The 19,302-nt window shown below is 56.2% G+C and carries 18 protein-coding genes; 14 read left to right on the plus strand and 4 right to left on the minus strand.

Features of this window, described 5'->3' with window-relative positions; translation table 11 throughout:
* Positions 1–195 precede the first annotated feature (195 nt).
* The 9 genes from DW899_RS09035 to DW899_RS09075 all read left to right on the plus strand — a co-directional run bounded on the left by DW899_RS09035 (position 196) and on the right by DW899_RS09075 (position 8,154).
* Positions 196–732 carry a hypothetical protein gene (locus tag DW899_RS09035; RefSeq protein ID WP_035137761.1) on the plus strand — a complete coding sequence of 179 codons (537 nt, stop codon included), beginning with the start codon at positions 196–198 and terminating at the stop codon, positions 730–732.
* Positions 733–740: 8 nt separating this feature from the next.
* Positions 741–1,070: a helix-turn-helix transcriptional regulator gene (locus DW899_RS09040; protein ID WP_052044110.1), complete on the plus strand. Its 330-nt coding sequence runs from the start codon at positions 741–743 to the stop codon at positions 1,068–1,070.
* 701 nt (positions 1,071–1,771) lie between these two features.
* Entirely contained in the window at positions 1,772–2,692 is a 921-nt protein-coding gene (locus DW899_RS09045; protein ID WP_035137759.1) for an ABC transporter ATP-binding protein, read from the plus strand.
* Positions 2,692–3,510: a hypothetical protein gene (locus DW899_RS09050; RefSeq protein WP_117564851.1), complete on the plus strand. Its 819-nt coding sequence runs from the start codon at positions 2,692–2,694 to the stop codon at positions 3,508–3,510. The genes DW899_RS09045 and DW899_RS09050 overlap by 1 nt, the downstream gene beginning before the upstream one ends.
* Positions 3,507–4,295: a hypothetical protein gene (locus tag DW899_RS09055; RefSeq protein WP_035137757.1), complete on the plus strand. Its 789-nt coding sequence runs from the start codon at positions 3,507–3,509 to the stop codon at positions 4,293–4,295. The genes DW899_RS09050 and DW899_RS09055 overlap by 4 nt, the downstream gene beginning before the upstream one ends.
* Positions 4,296–4,361: 66 nt before the next feature.
* Entirely contained in the window at positions 4,362–4,676 is a 315-nt protein-coding gene (locus DW899_RS10705) for a hypothetical protein (RefSeq protein WP_199570311.1), read from the plus strand.
* Positions 4,677–4,698: 22 nt separating this feature from the next.
* The gene (locus tag DW899_RS09060; protein ID WP_233539956.1) at positions 4,699–5,661 is read left to right on the plus strand and encodes a radical SAM protein; all 963 of its coding nucleotides are present in this window, start codon (positions 4,699–4,701) and stop codon (positions 5,659–5,661) included.
* Positions 5,645–7,279, plus strand: a complete 1,635-nt coding sequence (locus tag DW899_RS09065) for an ABC transporter ATP-binding protein (protein WP_117757963.1) — start codon at positions 5,645–5,647, stop codon at positions 7,277–7,279. The genes DW899_RS09060 and DW899_RS09065 overlap by 17 nt, the downstream gene beginning before the upstream one ends.
* 602 nt (positions 7,280–7,881) lie before the next feature.
* Positions 7,882–8,154, plus strand: coding sequence for a hypothetical protein (locus DW899_RS09075; protein WP_117584251.1), 273 nt, complete (start codon positions 7,882–7,884; stop codon positions 8,152–8,154).
* Between the two features lie 22 nt (positions 8,155–8,176).
* Here DW899_RS09075 and DW899_RS09080 read toward each other — a convergent pair whose 3' ends face one another.
* Complete coding sequence (locus DW899_RS09080) at positions 8,177–8,695, minus strand: hypothetical protein (protein WP_124786586.1); 519 nt, start codon at positions 8,693–8,695, stop codon at positions 8,177–8,179.
* 142 nt (positions 8,696–8,837) lie between these two features.
* A complete protein-coding gene (locus DW899_RS09085) occupies positions 8,838–10,124 on the minus strand; it encodes an ATP-binding protein (protein WP_117584252.1) in 1,287 nt (428 codons plus the stop codon).
* 305 nt (positions 10,125–10,429) lie between these two features.
* Between DW899_RS09085 and DW899_RS09090 the strand changes: the two genes are divergently transcribed.
* Positions 10,430–10,648 (plus strand): transposase, encoded by a 219-nt coding sequence (locus DW899_RS09090; protein ID WP_117584253.1) that lies wholly within the window; start codon positions 10,430–10,432, stop codon positions 10,646–10,648.
* 144 nt (positions 10,649–10,792) lie between these two features.
* On the opposite strand, the gene galE is transcribed toward DW899_RS09090, so the two are convergent.
* Positions 10,793–11,854, minus strand: a complete 1,062-nt coding sequence (galE, locus tag DW899_RS09095; protein ID WP_117564856.1) for a UDP-glucose 4-epimerase GalE — start codon at positions 11,852–11,854, stop codon at positions 10,793–10,795.
* Between the two features lie 268 nt (positions 11,855–12,122).
* On the opposite strand from galE, the gene DW899_RS09100 reads away from it, so the two are divergent.
* Both DW899_RS09100 and DW899_RS09105 read left to right on the plus strand, forming a co-directional pair.
* Positions 12,123–13,328 (plus strand): hypothetical protein, encoded by a 1,206-nt coding sequence (locus DW899_RS09100; protein WP_117800748.1) that lies wholly within the window; start codon positions 12,123–12,125, stop codon positions 13,326–13,328.
* 477 nt (positions 13,329–13,805) lie between these two features.
* The gene (locus DW899_RS09105) at positions 13,806–14,171 is read left to right on the plus strand and encodes a hypothetical protein (RefSeq protein WP_117800750.1); all 366 of its coding nucleotides are present in this window, start codon (positions 13,806–13,808) and stop codon (positions 14,169–14,171) included.
* 68 nt (positions 14,172–14,239) lie between these two features.
* On the opposite strand, the gene murB is transcribed toward DW899_RS09105, so the two are convergent.
* Complete coding sequence (gene murB / locus DW899_RS09110) at positions 14,240–15,202, minus strand: UDP-N-acetylmuramate dehydrogenase (RefSeq protein ID WP_117800752.1); 963 nt, start codon at positions 15,200–15,202, stop codon at positions 14,240–14,242.
* A gap of 240 nt (positions 15,203–15,442) precedes the next feature.
* Between murB and DW899_RS09115 the strand changes: the two genes are divergently transcribed.
* Positions 15,443–16,471, plus strand: coding sequence for a LacI family DNA-binding transcriptional regulator (locus DW899_RS09115; protein WP_117800754.1), 1,029 nt, complete (start codon positions 15,443–15,445; stop codon positions 16,469–16,471).
* Positions 16,472–16,675: 204 nt separating this feature from the next.
* Positions 16,676–19,204: a phosphoketolase gene (locus DW899_RS09120; RefSeq protein WP_117800756.1), complete on the plus strand. Its 2,529-nt coding sequence runs from the start codon at positions 16,676–16,678 to the stop codon at positions 19,202–19,204.
* The last annotated feature ends 98 nt before the right edge of the window (positions 19,205–19,302 follow it).

Below are 19,302 nucleotides of genomic sequence, written 5' to 3' on the forward strand. Positions count from 1 at the left end.
ATCCAGTTCGGGTTGATTTCAGCATGCGATAAGAAACTGGATTTGAATTTCGACTCGAAAGATGGGCAATGCTGATGAGAAACGCTTGGAGTTCGGGATTGCGCGGCGTGAAGCGACCCTCTTCTTATCGAGTTCGTTACAATGTAGGAAAAACAGTAAGTAAGAAGACCTCTGATTGCTTTAGGAGGAGCTGTGGTGAATAGCGCCCAGAAGATCGATAAGTCCATCCAGAAGATGATGACTCTCGGAAGAAGGCTTGGGATTCTGTTTACGGCGCTGTTTATAGCGGTGTGTTGCTGTTCGGTGGTGGTGGTTATTTCCATTGGGCTTATGGCTGCTCAAGGAAACCTATATGATCCATCAAAGACGGTTTCCGTAGTGGTTCCTTTGATGTATCTTCTGATTTCCGGAGGGGCCACATGGACCCTGCGGGGAATCAGCATGGACATGGCTCATGGCGAATCGCCCTTTACCCTTTCGCATGCTCGAAGAATCTCGATTATCGGGTGGCTGTTTGTTGCAGCGGCAATAGGTGACCTCTTGTTTTCTCCGGGGTTTCTTTCGATAGTGATTGGCCCCTTCGACTTGCTGGGGAACGCCTATTCGATGTTTGAAAACCTGGCCCTGCCCATAGATATTGGTGCTGTGCTGGGGGCCGTTTGCTGCTTCTCGATTTCTGCGATATGGCGCTACGGAGCTCTGCTTCAAGACCAGACCGAGGATTTGGTGTGAGGGGCGGCATGGACTATCTGATTATTGAGCTTGAAAGCTTATTGCTTCGACGCGGAAAGACGAGTACGGATATCATTCGGGCGACCGGGCACACACCGGCAAGTATCTCAAAAATACGAAATGGCAAGGTGAAGGCAATTAGGTTAAAGACATTGCTGGATATTTGCGTAGAGCTTGATTGCCAGCCTGGCGATCTTATTAAGCGCGTCAACGAAAGAGAACTTGAGGAACTGGCGACGCGGCGCGCCCGCAACGCGCTGAGCAGGGCGACCGCGACGGGTGATGACCCGGTCCTGGAGTCAGATCATGTTTACGTGGTCGATCTTAGAGACGACTGAGGCTGGAGAATAAAAAAGTATTGAGCAGGTGCAGCCCGTGAAAACAACGGTTTTCACGGGCTGTTCATTCAACGTCCTGCAGTGGCCTGTATTTCTCGCCGCGTCACTGGGGAACGAGAGAGTCATTTCCTGTGCTGGATGCAGGGGGGTGCTTACCTTGTGTAATATATAAATAAGCTTATATTGAAATATGATACATATCGAATTAGAATAACATTATCAATTCGGTATGCAAGGAAAGGAGGGAGAGATGGATTGGATTAACGAGCCGGAGGAAGGCGTTGCACCCGCGTGCGGCAACTGCTTCTTCTACGCGCACGGGGGATGCACGAAGAGGTGCCCCAATCAGTCCTGCACGTTCCGTTTCTAGGGGGCAGAGATGAACTGGCTTTCTACCGCGAAAGGAGGGGAATGAAATGGAATGGATTACCGAGCCGTCAGCCGGGGCTGAGCCCATGTGCAGCAATTGCTTCTTTTACGCGCACGGCAGCTGCAGCACCAAGTGTTCTTCACAGGAGTGCACTATCCGCTTTTAGCGGATAGTGCACGCCGTACGGCGTGCACAGACTGTTCAAAGATATTTTGGCCAGCAGCGCCTGAGGGGCGATGTGGCATTGCAATATGGGGGGCGAACCGACGTTACCTATAACCCCGCACAATTGCCATGTCGTCCCTTTTTATTGACGGGGAGGATGTCGTCCATGCGGGAAGTCCCAGTTGAATTGCGTGCCATATCCAAGAGATATGGCGGGTTTGAAGCGGTTAAATCAGTCTCGTTCTCTTTAATGGAAGGCGAGCTGTGTGCACTCATTGGGGAGAATGGTGCCGGCAAGAGCACGTTAATTCGATTGATCACGGGGCTTTCGGAGCCATCGTCAGGAACGATCTCGATGTTTGGGCAAACCGGGAGACGTGAAATACGGAGCTGCAGGGAAAGGCTGGGTTATATGCCCGACCTCAATGCTTCGTATCCTAATCTGACCGCGCGAGACAACTTGGTCGTTCGCTGTATTGAGTGGGGGCTTCCCACCGATCGTTCCATCGACGGTGTGTTATCAACCGTCGGTTTGGGGGAGGCCGGCGGGAAGAAAGTGAAGAACTTCTCAATGGGAATGAGGAGGCGTCTCGATCTGGCCATAGCGTTGCTGGGCGATCCGGAGCTGTTGATCCTGGACGAGCCGACAAACGGCCTGGATCCGATGGGGATAGTCGAAGTAAGAAAAATCCTTACGCATCTTAACAAAGATCAAGGTAAAACGATTCTCGTATCCAGCCACAATCTTGAGGAGATGCACAAGCTGGCAACTGATTACCTCTTCATAAGTCATGGTCGCCTCATTCGAAGGATGACCGCACCTCAGCTGGAAAAGTCATGCCGCGGTGGTTTCGTGTTGCATGTGGACGATCTGGAGCGAACGAGATCGGTTCTCGGAGATGAGACCTCACATTCTTTTCTGCCGGACGGCAGCGTCCTTATGCGCTATGAGGAGAAAAAGGAAGGGCGGGGCATTGCAATCGAAGCGCTCTCGACCGCAGGTGTGAGGGTTGCGGAGGCGTATTCTCATAGGAAGAGCCTTGAGGAGTTTTATTCGGAGCTCATCGGTCGAGAGAGCGAGCTGTGATGAAACGCGAGTTCATCTCAGCTTTTCGGAGCGAGGTATGGTTGCTCGCCAGGCACCCGGCGACCGCTCTGATGATTGCGCTTGCGGCTGTGCTGTATGTGGTTGCGGCTGCGACTTCGTCTGAGGTGCTGATCATGGTCGCCGGTGATGACCCGTATACGCTTGGAGGGGCTATAGGTTTTATTGGAAACCTAGTGGATGCAGGGGACGTTTTGGGCTCTGTTGCCCGGACGTCTTTTGCGTCTACAGTGGTCTGGATTCCGGTGACGATTCTCTACGCGGTTTACGCTACGTCGAGAGACTTTGAATCCGTGGCTTACGCCGTATCGAGATCGCGAGGGGTGTCGCAGGCGGCGATTGTGATCACGAAGCTGTTGGTGAACTGCACTCTGGTCGGTGCCGTGTATCTTCTTTCTACGACTGCGCTGTATTTAACCAAGATGGCCCAATGGGACGTTGGGGCCTCGTGCTCAGGGTTTGCCCAATTTGTATCGATTGCGCTGATGATCGCGCTGCTGCTCATTTCGATGTACGCCGCTACCTTCGCCCTGTATTTGCTCACGAGGAGTGTGGTGGCGAGCAGCGTCGTTGCAATAGCGGTTTCGACATTTGTGATGGTGTGGTTCCCAAGTACATACGGAAGCGGTCAGCCCAGCTTGCTGCTCATGCTCTCGCCCGTGTATTACCTGATGAACCTGTGTTCCCTGAGTATGCAGAATGTTGGTGTAATTCAGGTTTTGCTGTATGCGGGCGGCACTGTGCTTGTGTCGGTTGGAGTTGCGCTCGTCTCGCTATTTGTAAGGACGGCGGTTCGATGAATCTTGGGATGTCGGTCAGGGCGGAACTGTTCCGCGCAAGGAGAATGAAACTCGCCGTGATAATAGCGCTGATGTATTTGGGCATCGCGGGGATTTATGTGTTTGCCGGGTCCGGCGCATGGGTCTCCGCAGGGGGAGAGGGCCAGTTCTTTGGCTTTTCCGCCGATCCGGGCTATCTTTTCTCGATAGGGGTTGGGCCAACGGGTATCTCTTCCTGGCTAAGTGTCGTCTCCATGGCGCATACGGTGTTCTTCCCAATCGTCTCTGTTGTTGTGGCGGGGACGCTATTCGGTGATGCGACGAGCGTGTCGGCAAGGGGAGTTTCGATTGCTCGGGGCTTCCGCAGCTGGCAGCTGTTTGCGGCAAAGACATTGGCTTGCGAAGTGTATACGCTGTGCCCCTACATCGTGTTTACTCTCGGTGTCGCTGCGGTCTTTGCCGTGTGCTCCGGAAGCGGTCTAGACAGCCTTACGGTTGGTAATGTGACCTCGGCACTCCTGTCGAATATCGTTATAGACGCCGCTTATACGCTGATGGTTGCGGTTGCATATGAGGTGTTCAGGATCAGATCTCTTGTGTCGGGAGCCTTGCTGGTCGCAACGTTCGCGGGCCTTGTTATCGCGATGAGTTTCCCAACCGTTTTACCCCCGGTTCACATGGCTTATTGGATGAGGGCGTGCGGGGCTGCCGGCGGGACGGTCCTGATGGCTGCATGCGGCCATGCGGTCATCGTGTCGCTCGCATGTCTATTGCTGCTTTCGTGCAGTTTTTATCGAAGAAGGTAGTGCGCTGGCGTATGCGCAGCGTCTGAGGGTCGATATGGATTTGGTTGGAAATGGAGATGGTGCGAAGTGAAACTGTCGCAATTTAATGTGGTGCATGAACATAACGGAAGTCTTCTTATCATGAATGCGCGAACCGGCGGCATCCTGTCGTTAAATCCGGAATACGCGCAGAAATTCAAAAGGATTCAAGAAGGGGACGTTCGGGATGCCGATGATCTTGTCGCGGAGCTGATAAGGGGAGGCATCCTAGTCAATGAGGAGAGGGACGAGCTTGGGGAGATCAGGTTGCAAAGTCGCGCCGCGCGCTTTGCGAATACTGCTCTGTCCCTTACCATTGCGCCAACGATGGCTTGCAACTTTTGCTTGTCCCTACTGCTATGAAAAGGGACAGGCGTACACGACGATGGGCGAGGAGGTTTTGACACAGCTCTCCAAGTTCGTGAAAGATTACTATCCTGGTATCGCAAGTCTCTCAGTTGGATGGTACGGCGGCGAGCCTCTGCTCGGAATGAAGATGATCGAACGGATTACGTCGGATCTGAAAGATGTCGTGGGGCCAACGTGTGAATATTCCGCATCGATAGTGACAAATGGCTATCTGCTGACGCCTGATGTTGCAAGGAGGCTCGCGGCATGTGGTGTGACGAGCGCGCAAGTGACTATAGATGGATCGAAGTCGGATCACGATTCGAGAAGGATTCTTCACGACGGAAGCCCTACATACGAACGTATTCTCAAGAACGTCAAAGAGTGTGCCGACATCATCGATATTTCGATAAGGAGCAACGTCGACAAGACCAACATCGAGGCCGCTCAAGAGCTATTGGATTATCTCGAGCTAAATGGCCTGATGAATAAGGTTCACTTCTATTTAGCCCCTGTTGACGATATCAATCAGGTATGTGCGAACGACAGCCACTGCTTTACTGTAAAAGAGTTCTCGTATGAGGAGACTGAGTTTTATAAAAGGGCAATTGCGCGGGGCTTCAAAGTTCAACCTTTTGGTGGGACGAATTTCGGGATATGTTGCGCCGTTGGAATCAACTCGTACGTGGTTGATCCCGTCGGAGATTTGTATAAGTGCTGGGATGACATTGGAATGAAGGAGCGGAGGGTCGGAACTATTTTCGAGCCGCCAATGTTGAGCAAGAACATGATTAACTGGATGGCATATGAGCCGGATGACCCGGAATGCCAAGAGTGCTTTGCTTTTCCCATGTGCATGGGAGGGTGCCCCAACCACGCCTTAAACGGTGAGGGGAAACGTTGCGTTTCCTTCCGGTATGATGCCGAGCAAAAAATGCTGCTCTCCCAGATGATGAATACGGCAAAACGGGGTGCGGGGCAAAATGAGGCTGATGCTTAATCTCTGTAGAAAATATATACTGGGCGGTCGATTCTACGCCTATCTTGTCGTAACAGTTTTGGTCGGGCTGCTTGCGCTTGCGGGTCCCTTTCTTACCGGCATAGTGGTAAACCGATTGGCGATGCCGGCCAGCGCCGATCTTGCCGCCGTTCTCGTTTGTTGCCTTATTTTGGTTGCGGTCCAAGCGGTTCGAGCGGGACTAGTGTATTGCTCAGAGATGCTGTACATCAACCTTCAGTCGCATGCGGGGTTCGGCTTAAATGCGGATACGCTTGAGCACGTGAAGCACCTTCCCCAGGCATTCTTCGAGGGCTTCAACGCGTCGTATTATAACCAGCAAATCAATCACGACGCTAATGACCTTGTCATCTTCGTAATCAACTCGGTTGTGGGGGTTTCAAGCAACGTTATCACCCTTTTGTCCGCCCTGTTTGTTCTCGGTAGCCTGAATATCAAGTTGAGTGTGGTCTGCCTTGTTCTTGCGGCAGCGAGTGCCGCTTTTTATGCGGTTTCACGCGCAAGGCTGTTTGAGAGAAGTTTTGACGTACAAGAGCAGAGCGCGAGGTTTTTTTCCTGTCTACAAGATCAGTTGGAGAAAGTTGATTTCATCCGCAAACATGCTTTGTTCGATAGGTCCCGCGCTGTACTGGTCGAAGCTTTTAATGGGCTCTATCCAACGATGAGAGCAAATCAGGAAGTAGGGTCTAGATTTACCTTTGGCAACGCGTTGGTCGCTTCCGCCGCTCAAGGATGTCTTCTTGCTGTGGGCGCGGTTGAAGTGATGGGCGGGAGACTGTTGCCTGGTTTTCTCGTGACTGCTGTTGGATATTATTCGAACTTAAGCTCAGCGGTACAGTATTTGTTGGGCTGGGGAAGGGATTACCAGACTAATCGCGTATGCTATGAGCGGCTGAAAAGAATTTGGGATGTCCCGGTGGAAGCGAATGGCAAATTGGCGCTTGGTCCGATTGAGGAAATCCGTCTAGAGAACATCAAGCTACGTTATCCAGGGGCGGAAAGGGTCGCGTTAAGCATTGAGGGGCTCGCGTTTTCCAGGGGTCGGCTATATGGAATCTCGGGGCCGAATGGTTCGGGGAAGAGCTCGCTGCTGTCAGTGATATTGGGGCTATATCCAGATGACACAGAAGGGGCCGTTCGCTACAACGGGGTGTCACAGCGTTGCATCGATCGATATGCATTGCGGCGGTGTCGAGTCAGCATTACGGAGCAAGAACCCCCTATCGTTGAGGGGACGATTCTCGATAATCTTACGCTGCTTTCTGATGATTACGAGATGGATAAGCTGAATCGGATGCTTGTCATATTGGGGCTAGACGAAATGGCTGCTTCTGTGGAGAACGGGGCAACGGCGATGCTTGACGGCGGGAAAGGAGGGGTGTCCGGCGGCGAGAAGCAAAAGATTGCAATTGTGAGACAGCTGTTGAAATCGCCGGACGTTATGCTTTTTGATGAACCGACCTCAGCACTTGATGCGAAGAGTCGAGGCGCGCTGATCAAATTGCTTCATGAAATTAAGAGAGACCATATTGTAATCGTTGTCACTCATGACGAGGAGATGCTTGCCGCCTGTGACGAGGTCATTTCGACGGCTGGATGATTATCGGATTGTGGCGTTGAAGACCAAGAAACTTGAAATGGCGTGGGCTCTGGGTAGGTCTCCACGGGTACGCCGTCGGTGCTGTACTCGACCGCCCGGCAAGAAGGTTTTATAGCGTGTTTCCCCAGAGAGGTCCCTTTGTCCGGTAGTGGCGAGGGGAGCCTCTCTTTTGCTCACCTCTTGCGGCGGAGGGGGACACCATGCGCCTATGCAGGACAAACTGCGCGTTCTTGTCGAATGATGGGCTATGTGTAGAGATGATGGTCTCGGGTAGAGGCCGTGTCGCGCTCGGCTGCGATGAGCCAGGCAATTCAATCTTCATCCGGGAGGGCCTTGGCAAGACAAGCAGGGCGAAGACCTTGGCGACGTTCGGGAGCCGTGTGGCGCCCGGCTCCGCGCTCATCCACGACATGGAGCCGGGCGCCACACGGCTCCCGTCAACAATCTGTCACTGAAGAGCCAGCACTACAACGCGAAGCTGCTCAAGGGCGTTCCCGACGGCCAGAACCCGCTGGGGCCCGTGAACCGGATGCGCTACTTCATGCAGTGCTTCCTGAGGGCTCATCCCGGCTCCAACCGGGACGGCATGCGGGGCTGTGGCTATGAGTCCGCCCGAGGACAAGCTTGAGAAGGTCGCGATGGTGCTCGATCGGGCAATGCGATACCCGAAAACGCTCAGGTTCAGGCAGTTCTATGCAAGAAAGCCCAGTTCAGATGAGTTCGACGAGCAATATTTATCAACACAGTGCAAGGGGGGATTATATTTGTATTTCATCCGTGTTGAGCTTCACACGGTGCGCGACTCATCGCAAACTGGCGGGCGCAGCGGAAAGAAAACCGACTGCAGACGAACGATCGATATCGGGAGCAAATAGCCACCGGATGCTTTTCGGTCTCCTACGCGTCGACCTCCGCGATTTCTTCTGCGTCTCGCCAAGTTGAAAGGAGCGATGTCGAAAACTCCTTTTCGGTTAGCGTCAAGACATCCTTCACGCAAAAACCTTTCAATTTGTCAGGAAGCCCAAAACGCGCTTTTTTCCTAATCGAGCTGGCAACCCGCTTCAACGCGGTCTTGTTCTTGTCCTCGTTGTATACCAAAACAAAGACGCAGTGCTCGCGAAACCATCTCGTCCTCTTTCCCCACAGGTCCGAGCAGATCAAAACGCTGTCCTTGCACTTCTCGATGAGGGCGTCCCTTTGGCCAAGATTGATACCAAGCTCTTCGTCATCCTTGGGATTGAGCCTCTTCCCCAGCGTCTCCTTCAGACTGCCGTTTTTAAATTCGACTAGATATAACGTTTCCCGATCGCAATACAGCGCATCGGCGGAGCGCGGGAGTTGCATCCACCTATTGACCTTCTTGCAGTAGCATTCTTTAACAGAGTCAAAATTGACAACAGGCAAATCGTCATCCACAAGAGAGACGCTCCCGTCTCTGGATGTTTTGGAGATGGTCGACGTGCAGTCCCTTAGGATACAGGTCCTGCAACGGGAGCAACCATCGCTGCCATCTGGCACCGCGGGAGAGTTCGGATGAGGGCAGGAGGCGCACAGGTCGCTACTCAAGGCCGTACTCCTCCCTCTCAAGCGTATCAAAAGGAGCCGCCAGCTTCTCGTAGGCGACCTCAGTCGAGCCGGTTATATCGGCAAAGCGAGAGCGTCCATCAGTGCAGGTCTCCGCAAGATAATATGAGCACAATCCATCAACAGCGTGCTTCTTAGAATACACTTCGATCGCATTCAGGAAATATGGACTATGGGTGCTCATTAAGACGTGCATCCCGAGCTCTTTCTGGAGCAGCACGATTATCTCGGCGAAGGCCAGCTGCCATGCAGGATGAAGATGAATCTCGGGTTCATCGAGGATAATAGTCCCTCCGGCATCTAGCGCGCCGGACTTCAAGAGCACCTTCATGATGGCGAACGTCTTCAAGCCAGCAGAAAGGTTCCCAGGCTCCAACCCCCGAGCGAAGCCCTCTTCGAGATACGTAAGGTGACCGCGACTTTCGCTCCTCTCGAAATGCCCCGGACATAAGGAGGAAACCTTGTCCATGAGAACCTTCAGGTGTCGCTCCTTCGCGATCTCTTCGAACAGCGAGGACTCGCTGTCATCGTTACGGATGGTCGCCTGAATCAAATCTTGCCGCAGCTCCTCCTGGTGTCCAAGGAGGGGCTTGAACCGAAAAGCGGGGCCGTAGGGTCCTCCGAGAGAATCGATCAGGAACGGGTCGTCCAGATAATGCGCCCTGAATCGCAAAACCCTCCTATCGTGCACCTCCGCCACCTCGTCACTTGCAACCGAGAAAACCGTAGATGCGTCCTTTATCTGGAGTTCGACCTTCCCGGGCTCTTCGCCGAAAACCGAATTGATCTGGCCGTTGAACTCGCTTCGGAACCTGTTTGTCGCAATCGCACGAAATACCTCATCATCGGAGATATCCATGATCTCGATAATCTGATCGGCAACTCCTGCTACGCCATTCGTGAAATCGGATTCGATCTCACGGGAGATCTCCTCCCCGTAATACTCCTTTATCTCATCAATAAGCTCGTCCCTCGTGCACTCGCCCGAAAAAACCCTGTCGATGAAACTATTCATTCTTCCAGCAGTTCGCCTGTGGCGAGACGTGGAGTCGAGAGGGCTTCCCACATATGCCTTCCTGATGGCGCGCTCAACACTATTGCGCCTCATGCGGTCGATTTTGTTCTCCGAATCGGACATGCTGTTGAAGGCCGCATAAAGCGCTTTTCCAACCGTGCTTTTCCCCGTCCCGTTCTCCCCGGCGATCACGGCAATACCATTAATCTCGATATCGGCCTCAGCGACCCTGCCGATGTTTTTCATCTTGATTTTCAATGCATATCACCAGCTCTAAACTCGCGAGACTCAATAGCTCGATTATCGCACAGAGAGATCGACTTCTCGAGGACTCCCTAAATGGAACGCGCGGTGAGGACATGGCTCGCCGCCGTCCGCTTCGCGTTCGCGCGGGGGAAGGTGACGACCAGGGACCTCTCCGGGCTCATCGAGAGGAGCGCCAGATTCTCCTCGTCCATTTGAACTGTATCGTATTCAAGGACACTTGACTTAGAGGAATGGCGTTGAGCGGCGATAATCGTTTCAGCGCCAAAAAGAAAGGAGTGTCAGTCATGGCAGACGGGCCCTCCTACACAGCGGGGTACCGCGCCGAGGCCGCAGACTTCGCCGCCGCGTCGGGGAAGCCCATCGCCCAAGTGGCAGCCGACCTCGGCATCAACGAGAAGACCCTGGGAAGATGGGTGACGGTCAGGAAGAAGGAGCTGACCAACCACCCGGTCGCGGCGGCCGCAAGTGCATGCGCGAGCTCGAGCTCGAGAACGAGTTCCTAAAAAGCCCCGACCTCACATTGGAGGCCGGGGCCAGTAGATTTTTGGGACATGTCTAGAAATCTACCCATGCAGGAAGCGGCATGTGCCGAGCATGTCGCGTGCTAGGTTTTGAGGCATGCCACAAAACCTAGCACGGGGGAGTGGCTACTCGGCGTCGGCGAAGCCGTTGGGGTTATGGCTCTGCCAATTCCAGCTGTCGCGGCACATGTCCGCGATGTCGTACTGGGCCTTCCAGCCCATCATGCGTTCGGCCTTGGAGGCATCGCACCAGTTGGCGGCGATATCGCCGGCACGGCGCTCGCGAATCACGTAGGGCAGCTCCTTGCCGCAGGCCTTGGAGAAGGCGGCGACGACCTCGAGTACCGAGGTGCCGGTGCCGGTGCCCAGGTTAAAGATCTCGACGCCGGTCTTGCCGTTCATCCAGTTGAGGGCGGCAACGTGACCGGATGCCAGGTCGCACACGTGGATGTAGTCGCGCACGCCGGTGCCGTCGGGGGTGGGGTAGTCGTTGCCAAAGACCTGAACGGCCTCGAGCTTACCGACGGCGACCTGGGCGACGTAGGGCACCAGGTTGTTGGGGATGCCCTTGGGGTCCTCGCCGATCAGGCCCGACGGATGGGCACCGATGGGATTGAAATAACGGAGCAGCACGACGTCCCACTCGGGGTCGGCGGTGTGGACGTCCATGAGGATCTGCTCAATCATCCACTTGGTCCAACCATAGGGGTTGGTCGCGGGCTTCTTGGGGTCTTCCTCGGTGACGGGCGGATTGTCCGGATCGCCGTAGACGGTCGAAGAGCTCGAGAAGATGATGGACTTACAGCCGTGGTTGCGCATGACATCGATGAGCACCAGGGTGTTCTCGATATTGTTGTGGTAGTACTCGACGGGCTTGCTCACCGACTCGCCAACGGCCTTAAAGCCGGCGAAGTGGATGACGCGGTCGATCTGGTGGGTATCGAAGATCTTGTTCATCGCATCGCGGTCGAGCACGTTGGCCTCGTAGAAGGTGAGGTTCTTGGCGGCCTCGTCGCCCACGATGGTCTTGACGCGGTCGATGGCAACGGCGCTGGAGTTGGAGAGGTCATCGACGACGACAACCTGGTAGCCACCCTCGAGCAGCTGAACGACGGTGTGCGAGCCGATAAAGCCGGCGCCGCCGGTAACGAGGACGCAGGTGTCTTTGGGGTCGAGTGCTTTGGACATGTAGTCTCCTATCGAATCAGGAACACTTCTTGAGGGGAGTATAGCGCAGCTGGGGGCGCCCAAAACACGCGGGGCAGGAAAACCAGAGGATTGATGTTAACGTACTCATAGGGTGTTATTTGCATAATCCTTACCTTTGGTGTGGGACGTATTTGCGAGCCGCTGACCATGCTTTTCCAGCCGTTCGTGGAAATAGTTGGGACAAGCGCGATGTGCGTTAATATGTTTGAGTTGAGCGACATATAAATAAGCATGTAACGGAGTACATATGTCACCAAACAACGATTCCATCTTTACGCAGGAGCTTTCGCGCCGCACTGCCCTTAAGGCTCTTTTCGGCGCCGCTTCTGCGGCTGTTCTTTTTGGCCTGCCCGCCCGCGCCCATGCGGCTGAGGCCAGTCAAGAAACCACCGACAAACTGAATGCCGCCCAGGCCCAGCTCGACGAGGTCCAGGCTCAGCTCGACAGCATTGCCAATGAGTACGCGGCGCTCGCCAACAAGAATGCCCAGACCCTCAACGACATCGAGAATGTCCAGGGCAAGATTGACGACACGCAGGCCCAGATCGATGAAAAGAAGGCCGAGCTCAAGAAGAAGCGCAACGACCTTTCCGATCGCGTGGCCGCCAGCTACAAGTCCGGCGGTACGAACATCCTGTCGCTGCTGCTGGCCTCTGGCTCGTTTGAGGAACTCGTCGCCAACGCGCATTACGTTGAGAAGATCAACAAGAGCGACCGCGATGCCATCGAGGACATTCAGACCATCCAAAAGGAGCTCGACACGCAAAAGTCCGAGCTCGAGTCGCAGAAGGCCGACCTGGAGAAGCTCAAGGACCAGCAGACTGCTCAGATGCAGGACATGCAGGCCAAGCAGCAGGAGGTCCAGACGGTTCTGAACGGCCTCTCCGACGATGTCAAGGAACTCATGGCCCAGCGTGATTCCGAGATTCTCGCTGCCGCCCAGGCAGAGGAGGCTGCCAGGAAGGCTGCCGCTGCCGCGGCTGCCGCAAACAAGAACAATTCCTACTCGGGTGGTTCAAGCTCGGGTGGCGGATCGTATGCGCCCGGAACTCCGCAACAGAATGCCGGCTCGGGCAAGCAGCAGGCCGTCGTCAACGCATGCTACTCCACCCCTTCGCCTGGCCTGAACTGGTGCGCCGCTTGGGTTACCAACGTATTCCGCAACGCCGGCGTGGGCTACTTTGGCGGCAACGCGTGCGACATGTTTAACGCCTGGTGCTACAGCTCCGATCGTTCGGCGCTGCAGGTGGGCATGATTGTGGCCGACTCGTCGCACAGTGGTACCGGTACGCCGGGCCTGCTGTACGGACACGTGGGCATCTATGTTGGTGGCGGCATCGTTATGAGCAACGAGGGCTCCATTACGTCTAAGTCACTTGATGCGTTTATTCGGTTCTACGGTACTGGCTCTGGCGTGCGTTGGGGCTGGCTTGGCGGTATTGCGCTGTCGTAACGGCGGTTTGAAGTAAGTTGGTCCGTGGCTGCCCGGAAGGCATTAGGTTGCCTGCTCGGACAGTCCTGCTCGCACGGAGAGCACATTAAGTGCTCTCCGGCTCGTGCGGAACTCGCGATCAACCTAATGCCTTCCGGGCAGCCACGGACCTCTCGGATCCAATGCGTCACACACCGGACTGGTTGTCTGAATAAATATGGCGAAGGCCCCTTTCGGGGCCTTTTTTAAATGAATTTATCGACTCCGTGGACTTCGGTTTTGGAATTTGGAGCCGACGGCTCACCAAAGTGGAAAATGAAATATAACCTAGCTGCAATAATCGCCTTGTTGCGAACTCGAACTGATCATGTAGATTTAAAATAGCCGCAATTTGCAATTGTCGAGCGGTGCGTTGGGTTGGAGCTGCTGCTGGTCCTATATGGATTGCGGTCTTGCGCCCCGATGTCCAAATAGGTCTCTCTAGACGGGAAGTTGCTCATGGACACCATATATGACGGAGACGACTGGGTCGATCATTATAGTTGGCGACTAGTCGGCTCGGATGACAATGGGGATGTGGTGTTTGATGGACTATGTCCAAAGCATCTCCATCCTTTTGTCTCGTCGTTAATTGAGAGTTCCGCTCGTGTTGCCCCCTACAGCTCGGCGTCGCTTCATGATACGGACGTTTTGAAGACCATAAGGGAATCAATTGACGAGGGCACGATGAGCAGCCCGCTGTTTTCTCAGCTTGTGGGGCTAGATGAGATTGGCTCGAAACGACTGCTTGCGGGCGAAAAAGTGGAACTCACTTATCGGTCGATGATTTCAATCCTGCGGCTAGCCGATGTTCTTCGCAAATAAATGATAACGGGACAAGTGAGCTAGATCACTTGTCCCGTTATTAATTAAAGTGGATCGCGGTGGGCAGGCTATAAAAATTCGCCGACTCGGTGGACTTCGGGTTCTAGGTCTACGTTGAATTGGTCTTTGACGGTTGTTTGGATGTGGCGGATGAGTTCGTCGACGTCGGCGGCGGTGGCGTGGTCGGCGTTGACGATGAAGCCGCAGTGCTTCTCGCTCACCTGCGCGCCGCCAACGGCGTGTCCTCGCAGGCCGGCGTCCATGATGAGCTTGCCGGCAAAGTAGCCCTCGGGGCGCTTGAAGGTGGAGCCGGCGCTCGGCATGTCGAGTGGCTGCTTGTCCTCGCGGCGCTGGCGGTAGTCGTCCATGTCGGCCTTGATCATCGCGGCGTTGCCCGGGGCGAGATTGAAGGTGGCCGAAAGCACGATGAAGTCGTCGTCGGCAATGCGGCTCTTGCGATAGCCCAGGTTAAGCTCGTCGACATCGAACTCGATGATGCTGCCGCTGCCGCGGGTGCCGTCGTCGAGCGCGCGGGCGGGTTTATAGACGCGCACGGACTCCAAAACATCGGCCATGCAGGCACCGTAGGCACCGGCGTTCATGTAGCAGGCGCCGCCGACCGATCCGGGGATGCCCGAGATGGGCTCCATGCCGGTGAGACCTGCCTCGGCTGCCGCCGCGGCGACATCGGAAAGCAAGGCGCCGGCTGCTGCCGTAACATGTGTGCCGTCGACGGTGATATTAGAGAGGCCCTCGCCCAGCGCTACGACGACGCCGCGGATACCCTTGTCACCGACGAGCAGGTCGGAACCGTTGCCTACAATGGTGAGCGGCAGATCGCAGCGGTAGCAGGTGTCAAGCGTGGCGACGAGTCCCTGCTCGGTATCGGGCGTGACAAAGACGTCGGCCGGGCCGCCGATCTTAAACGTGGTGTGCTCGCGCATGGGCTCGCTCATGAGCACGTTGTCCTCGCCGGCAACACCGGCGAGCGCGCAGAGCAGGTCCTCGTTAAAAAAGTCATTCTCGTGCATACGTATATCCGCCTTATGGTGGTCGTTTTCATCAATCGAATGCAATATACCCCACCCGGATGGATTTGGTGCAAAGCAACCTGACCCCAATGCATCACATAGTGCAAAGGGGTCAGGTTGCTTTGCACCAATCGCGGCGATAAAACAGCCGTCTACCGGATTGGTAAAGTGTTTATCATCGAGGTAGAGGGACGGTCGCTATACTTTCAAGAGATTGCGCGAATACTCGGAAGGAGCGAGATGGGCAACAAAGTTACTCTCAAGCAGATTGCCCAGGAGGTGGGGCTTTCCCCCTCGTCGGTCTCGCTTGTTCTCAACAATCGGCCTTGTCGTATCTCGGAAGAAAACCGCAAGCGCATCAAAGAGGTCGCGGCGCGCAACCACTATGTTCCTAACCAGATTGCGCGCAGCCTGGTCATGCGCGAGTCGCGCACGCTGGGCCTTATCGTTCCCAACATCGAGAGCCGCTTTTTTGCCTCGCTTGCTGGCAGCCTGGAAAAACGCTGCCGCGAGGCCGGCTACGCGCTCTTTATTACCAGCTCGGGTGGAAGTGCCGAGGACGATCTGGAGCTCCTGCGCCAGCTGGTGACGCGCGGCGTCGATGGCGTCTTTTTGGTGGTAGGCGACGAGTTCTCTGACGACCGCGCTCTGCGCGAAGAGGTCAGCCATCTGCCTATCCCAGCTGTAATGGTCGACCGTGCCATTGAGGGACTCGAGTGCGACAAGGTGATGTTCGACCACGAGATGGGTGGCTACATGGCTACCCGGTACTTGATCGAGCAGGGGCATCGTCGCATTGCCTGCTTGGTTAATGCGCGCCGTTCCAATACGGGTCGTAAGCGTCTTGCCGGCTACGAGCGTGCGCTGCGCGAGGTTGGCCTGCCGATCGACGCGCGTTTGGAGTTTGAGAGCGAGTACTACATTCCGAGCGCATACGAGGCCTCGGAGGCAGTGCTCGCAACTGACGCCACTGCCGTGTTCGCAAGCTCGGATAACATTGCCCTCGGTTTGCTCAAGCGCTTGCACGAGATGGGGAAGAGCATCCCGGGCGATATCTCGGTGGTGAGCTATGACAACTCGGCGGCCGACGTTCTCTTTGAGCCGGCACTGACCGCGATTGAGCAGGACCCTGGTGTCCTTGCGGAGCATGCTTTTGGCTGCATGTCCAAGCGTCTTGCCGGTAGGGGCGGCAGGCGTGCCGAAGAGGTCGTTCTGGAGCCGGAGCTTATCGTTAAGGACAGCGTGCTCGAGCTTACTAAACACAACTAAACACGTTTACCAATTTGCAGAGACCGAATGTGGAGCACCTGTGACAATCAACGCCGCAGGTGAATGTCGCGTTTTGCTAATCGATGGGATTGATAAGGGTGGTAAAACGTTTTTTCACCATGATAAAACGTTTTAGCAAATATACTGGTCCCAACGAAAGGTTGCCGTATTGGAGGGTGACCGCACAGCGAAGGGACATAAACAATGGCTAAAACACTGGGGACGCCGTGGCAAAAGCTGGGCCACGAGGTGCCGGCTTCCGAGCTCGAGGGCGTCGACCTGTATTGGCGCGCATCGAACTATCTGTCCGTCGGTCAGATCTACCTTCGCTCTAACCCGCTAATGCGCCCCGACTTTGTCGACGAGAAAACCGGTGAGGTGCGCGACTTCGGTCGTCCGGACGTTAAGCACCGCCTGGTTGGCCACTGGGGCACCACGCCCGGCATCAACTTCCTGTTCGGTCACGTCAATCGACTGATCGCCGACCACAACCAGAATGCTATCTTCTTGATGGGCCCTGGTCACGGTGGCCCCGCCGGTACTGCTCAGTCGCTGCTCGACGGCACCTACCGCGAGATTCGCCCCGACATCACCAATGACGAGGCAGGCCTGCAGAAGTTCTTCCGCCAGTTCTCCTATCCCGGCGGCATCCCGAGCCACTTTGCGCCCGAGACGCCCGGTTCCATCCACGAGGGCGGCGAGCTCGGCTACACGCTCAGCCACGCTTACGGTGCCGTCATGGACAACCCGAGCCTGTTGGCCGTGGCCGTGGTGGGCGACGGCGAGTCCGAGACCGGCCCGCTCGCGACCTCTTGGCAATCCAACAAGCTCGTGAACCCGGCAACCGACGGTATCGTTTTGCCGATCCTGCACCTCAACGGCTACAAGATCGCCAACCCCACCATCCTCGCCCGCGTGTCCGACGAAGAGCTCACCAAGTTCTTTGAGGGCATGGGCTATAAGCCGCACTTCTTTGTCGCCGGCTTTGACGACGAGAGCCACGCAAGCATTCATGCGCGTTTCGCTGCCCTGTTTGAACAGGTCTTCGATGAGATCTGTGACATCAAGGCAACCGCGCAGGCCCAGGCCGCCGCAGGCGAGACCGTGGTCCGCCCGGCCTACCCCATGATTGTGTTCCGCACGCCCAAGGGCTGGACCTGCCCCAAGCAGATCGACGGCAAGAAGACCGAGGACTCCTGGCGCGCGCATCAGGTGCCGCTGGCGAGTGCCAAGGACACCCACGAGCACTTCCGCGTGCTGCGCGAGTGGCTGCGTTCCTACAAGCCCGAGGAGCTCTTTACGCCCGAGGGCCAGGTGCGCCCCGAGGTGACGGCCTTTATGCCGACCGGCGAGCTGCGCGTCGGCGCCAACCCCAACGCGAACGGCGGTAAGGTGCGTCGCGAGCTCGAGCTGCCCGATATTCATGCCCACGAGGTCCCCGTCGACACTAATGGTCATGGCTGGGGCTCCACCGAGGCCGCCCGCGTCTTTGGTGAGTACACTGCCGACGTTCTGGCCAAGAACATGGATGACTTCCGCATCTTCGGTCCCGACGAGACCGCGTCCAACCGCCTGCAGGCTGCCTACAAGGTGACCAAGAAGCAGTGGGACGCCGGCTTCTACGAGGACGAGGCCAACGACGAGCTGCTGGCAGGCTCCGGTAAGGTCGTCGAGCAGCTGTCCGAGCACCAGTGCGAGGGCTTCCTCGAGGCCTACGTGCTCACCGGCCGCTCCGGCGTGTGGAGCTCCTACGAGAGCTTTGTCCATGTGGTCGACTCCATGGTCAACCAGCACTGCAAGTGGCTCGAGGCTACCAAGCGCGAGATTCCGTGGCGTGCCCCCATCAGCGGCCTTAACATTTTGCTGTCGAGCCACGTCTGGCGTCAGGACCACAACGGCTTCTCGCACCAGGACCCCGGCTTTATCGACCTGCTGCTCAACAAGGCCAACGACACGCACATCGTGAATGCCTACTATCCGGCCGACGCCAACATGGCCCTTGCCGTTGCCGAGCGCGTCTACCAGTCCACCGACTGCGTCAACGCCATCTTCTGCGGCAAGCAGCCTGCTCCGACCTTCCAGACGGTCGACGAGGCCAAGGCGGAGCTCGCCGAGGGCGTTGCGACCTGGGAGTGGGCATCGACCGCCGATTCGCTCGCCGAGGCCGATGTCGTGGTCGCCACCTGCGGCGACGTGCCGACGCTCGAGGCTCTGGCTGCAACCGACATGCTGCGCGAGCTGGGCATCAAGGTATGGTTCGTCAACGTGGTCGATCTGCTCAAGATCCAGAACGTCTGCGAGAACGACCAGGCTCTCAGCGACGAGCGCTGGGCTGAGCTGTTCGGCTGCGGCGAGAAGCCCGTCCTCTTCGCGTTCCACGCCTATGCCGGCACGATTCGCCGCCTGATCTGGAACCGCCCCGGCCACGATGCCTTCCGCGTCCACGGCTACGAGGAGAAAGGCTCCACGACAACGCCATTCGACATGCTGCGCCTGAACAACATGGACCGCTGGACACTGGCCGCCGACGTGCTGCGCATGGTCGACGCCGATAAGTTTGCCGAGCAGATTGATAAGTGGGAGGCATTCCGCACCGAGGCCTTTGAGTTCGCGTGCGATGAGGGCTACGACCACCCGGCCTTCACCGACTGGGTCTGGCCCGACGCCGCAGCCGCAACAGCAGCCGACGGCGCGCTCTCCGCAACGCAGATGACCGCAGGCGACAACGAGTAGGTAGGCATCCGGGACGGTCTCGCGCTGGGGCCGCCTCCGGGCTGGTGCCCTTCCTCGGAGAAGTGGGCTTCGCGAACTTCTCCGAGGAAGGGCACCAG

Source organism: Collinsella sp. AM41-2BH, assembly GCF_003468085.1.
In the GTDB taxonomy this organism is placed as follows: Bacteria; Actinomycetota; Coriobacteriia; order Coriobacteriales; family Coriobacteriaceae; genus Collinsella.

Bases quoted from the DNA above. Each gene is read 5' to 3' on its own strand.
- DW899_RS09045 (WP_035137759.1), top strand. From the start codon at position 1,772: ATGCGGGAAGTCCCAGTTGAATTGCGTGCCATATCCAAGAGATATGGC.
- DW899_RS09120 (WP_117800756.1), top strand. From the start codon at position 16,676: ATGGCTAAAACACTGGGGACGCCGTGGCAAAAGCTGGGCCACGAGGTG.
- DW899_RS09060 (WP_233539956.1), top strand. From the start codon at position 4,699: ATGGGCGAGGAGGTTTTGACACAGCTCTCCAAGTTCGTGAAAGATTAC.
- DW899_RS09055 (WP_035137757.1), top strand. From the start codon at position 3,507: ATGAATCTTGGGATGTCGGTCAGGGCGGAACTGTTCCGCGCAAGGAGA.
- murB (WP_117800752.1), bottom strand. From the start codon at position 15,202: ATGCACGAGAATGACTTTTTTAACGAGGACCTGCTCTGCGCGCTCGCC.
- DW899_RS09115 (WP_117800754.1), top strand. From the start codon at position 15,443: ATGGGCAACAAAGTTACTCTCAAGCAGATTGCCCAGGAGGTGGGGCTT.
- DW899_RS09085 (WP_117584252.1), bottom strand. From the start codon at position 10,124: ATGAAAAACATCGGCAGGGTCGCTGAGGCCGATATCGAGATTAATGGT.
- DW899_RS09090 (WP_117584253.1), top strand. From the start codon at position 10,430: ATGGCAGACGGGCCCTCCTACACAGCGGGGTACCGCGCCGAGGCCGCA.
- galE (WP_117564856.1), bottom strand. From the start codon at position 11,854: ATGTCCAAAGCACTCGACCCCAAAGACACCTGCGTCCTCGTTACCGGC.
- DW899_RS09065 (WP_117757963.1), top strand. From the start codon at position 5,645: ATGAGGCTGATGCTTAATCTCTGTAGAAAATATATACTGGGCGGTCGA.
- DW899_RS09040 (WP_052044110.1), top strand. From the start codon at position 741: ATGGACTATCTGATTATTGAGCTTGAAAGCTTATTGCTTCGACGCGGA.
- DW899_RS09050 (WP_117564851.1), top strand. From the start codon at position 2,692: ATGAAACGCGAGTTCATCTCAGCTTTTCGGAGCGAGGTATGGTTGCTC.
- DW899_RS09100 (WP_117800748.1), top strand. From the start codon at position 12,123: ATGTCACCAAACAACGATTCCATCTTTACGCAGGAGCTTTCGCGCCGC.
- DW899_RS09105 (WP_117800750.1), top strand. From the start codon at position 13,806: ATGGACACCATATATGACGGAGACGACTGGGTCGATCATTATAGTTGG.
- DW899_RS09075 (WP_117584251.1), top strand. From the start codon at position 7,882: ATGAGTCCGCCCGAGGACAAGCTTGAGAAGGTCGCGATGGTGCTCGAT.